This window comes from Aeromonas veronii bv. veronii (genome assembly GCF_000820225.1).
GTDB lineage: Bacteria > Pseudomonadota > Gammaproteobacteria > Enterobacterales > Aeromonadaceae > Aeromonas > Aeromonas veronii.
Genome location: NZ_CDDK01000017.1, coordinates 1 through 2,577 on the forward strand (window position 1 = coordinate 1; position 2,577 = coordinate 2,577).

The 2,577-nt window shown below is 54.8% G+C and carries 2 protein-coding genes and 1 pseudogene; 1 reads left to right on the forward strand and 2 read right to left on the reverse strand.

The genetic code is table 11. The features are described 5' to 3' along the window. Positions 1 to 380, reverse strand: a 380-nt coding sequence (locus BN1139_RS06180) for a septum formation inhibitor (protein ID WP_041980299.1), incomplete at its 3' end; no start/stop codon positions are given. 107 nt (positions 381 to 487) lie between these two features. Here BN1139_RS06180 and BN1139_RS21640 point away from each other — a divergent pair. Further along, positions 488 to 766 (forward strand): YcgL domain-containing protein, encoded by a 279-nt coding sequence (locus BN1139_RS21640; protein WP_005352312.1) that lies wholly within the window; start codon positions 488 to 490, stop codon positions 764 to 766. A gap of 846 nt (positions 767 to 1,612) precedes the next feature. On the opposite strand, the pseudogene BN1139_RS06190 reads toward BN1139_RS21640, so the two are convergent. Then, positions 1,613 to 2,577: pseudogene (locus BN1139_RS06190) on the reverse strand (IS3 family transposase); the annotation flags it as partial.

The window sequence follows — 2,577 nt, forward strand, 5'->3', positions numbered from 1 at the left end:
GGTTCGGGCTCGGGAACCACCTCAGGGGCGGCTGGCGCGGGGGCAGGCTCGGGTTCCGGTTCGCTCTTGCGACTCTTGCCCGAGGCCATCACGGCCAGTCCCACCGCCTTGGCGGCTGTCTTCATCTCTTCACTGCGTGCCCCTGTAATGCCGACCAGCACAAACTCTTCGGACTCCACCAGCTCCTTGAGCTGTTCGAAATCGGGAATATGTTCCAGTCGGGAAACATTGATCACCAGCGGCGCACAATTAAAAAAGTAGGGTGCCTGGGCCACTTTTTCGGCCAACAACTGACGTATCCGCTCAGGCTCGCCATCGCTGATATGCAACACAGAAATAGTGAAGGTGGTCCCTTTCAATTCGTTATCGCGCTCAACCATGAATCTTCCCCGAGGCAGAGATGCTAATCCGTTATTGTTATTCAATTCCTGATGTTATAGTTTGCCCCCATCAGAGGCAATAAACTCGTCGGATTATATCAATTTCCATGTTGTGTGCAGTCTATAAAAGTCGCAAAAAAGCCGAGACCTACCTTTTTGTTGAAAAAAGAGAGGATTTCTCCCGCGTTCCCGCGCCACTGCTGAGCGCATTCGGGCGTCCCGAGCTGGTGCTGATGACCAAGCTGGATCCGGCCAAGCCCTTGGGGCTGGCTGATGTCGGCAAGGTGATGGCCGCGCTGACCAACCAGGGGTTCTACCTGCAGGTGCCGCCGCCTCCCGAGAATTTGCTGGAGCAGCACAAGGCCAGCCTGAAAAAACCATCCTGAATATCCAGCCCCGTGGTGCGTTCTGCCCAGCGGGGCTAATTCTTTGTGACTCTGCATGACGCATTCCGGCCCCGGTGAGGTGGCCTGCGATAATCCCGTGACAGGATCTGGCCAAATTAAACCCTCCCTTTGGTGATATTCACTTTTCGCTGTTTAAATAGAAAGTCAATCTGCTCCCAACACCATATCCTCAACCTTTGCTGGCGCTCACAAAAATAGCGAGTGGCGCGTACTCATATCCGCCATTTCAACGGCTATTGGCCCATTCATCGATTATTTTCAGCCCCTTCTTTGGGCGCTTTTTGGGCCTCCACTGCTCGATGCGTTTTACATCAAATAGGGCGTAAAGAGGGCGGTGATAACTGTACTAAAACCAGTTTGCGCGATGCGCTGTGGCCAAAATGATGAGCTAACCCCCTGTTTGTGCACTTGATTGTTTGCCCTGATCACGAAAGTGCCACATAGGAGGCAATCAATGTGGCGGCGTGATAATCCGCAGGGTGAGCGGTAACCGCGTCTTGCCAAACAAGGGTATGACCAAAGCGGGGATATTGAGCTGAGGGGGCATCTCGATATCGATTAGTTGTGGAATCGTGGCTGGGGCAAGATAGCGGGTAAAGGTTACTGGCAGGGTAGAACGTCGCTTCCAATCCATTGAGACGAGTTAATCAAGGTATGTAATTAGAAAGGTATGCAGACAAGGCAATCCGCATTGCGGTGGCGTAGCAGGGTATATCAGCGACGCCCTACAGTGAAATGGTCGGTATGCCGGTATAAGTGCCCGGCATCCCATTCGGTGTCTAGTCCTGAAATAGGTGTACACATTTTCAACTAGCATTTCTCTACTCAGAACCCCCTATGTACCGCATCGGGGGTTCTGTATTTCAACGCATGATGCGGCCGCTCCGCGTTGTAAATATCCACCGCTTCACGCATCATTTCCCGCGCTTGCGTCAAATCCTGCGGGCTTTGCAACAATAACTCTCCTTTCAAAATCCCGTTCACCCGCTCCGCCAACGCATTCTGGTAACAGTCATACCCATCTGTCATCGAGCATCTCACCCCGTACCGTTCATGTAATGACTGATACAGCCCCGAGCAATACTGCACGCCGCGGTCCGAGTGATGGATTAGCTCCCCGCTGCCACACCGTTGCTTCAGCGCTTTCTTGAACGCCATCGCCACCGACTCCGCGTGCATTCCTTCGTGCACGTGATGGCCCACTATCTTGCGTGAGTAGGCATCCGTCACCAGGCTCAGGTACAGCGGCCCGCTCCTGGCGGGCAGATAGGTGATATCTGCGACCCAGACCTGCTCCGGGGCCACCGGTGTGACCTGCTCTGGCCCCGCCTTGAGCAAGTTGGGATGACGGTAGAAACGGTGAAAACTGTGGGTGGTTTTGTGATACGCCCGCTTAGGCGGCACCAGCAGGCGGTGCTCGGCCAATATCCGAAACAGCCTGTCACGCCCGACCTTGAGCCCGTCATCATCCTGACCCTGCAGCAGATAATGCAGCTTGCGGGTGCCCACCCGAGGTTGTCGCAGTCGAACCTGACGCACAAAGCGCACCACCTGCAATCCCTGTGCATGGCGCTCGTCGGCGACCCGATTGCGCTTGTAGTAAGCCTGCCGGCTTATCCCCAGAAACAGGCAAGCCCTGACAATGGTCAGCCTCTCGACTTGCCGCTGCGAGAGGACTTGCCGGGTCGCTTTTTTACGATGGAGACGCCGTAGTCATTCTTCAGAACATCGACGACGGCCTCAAAGAACTGGGCCTTCTGACTCATCAGCGCCAGCTGTTGCTCGAGTTC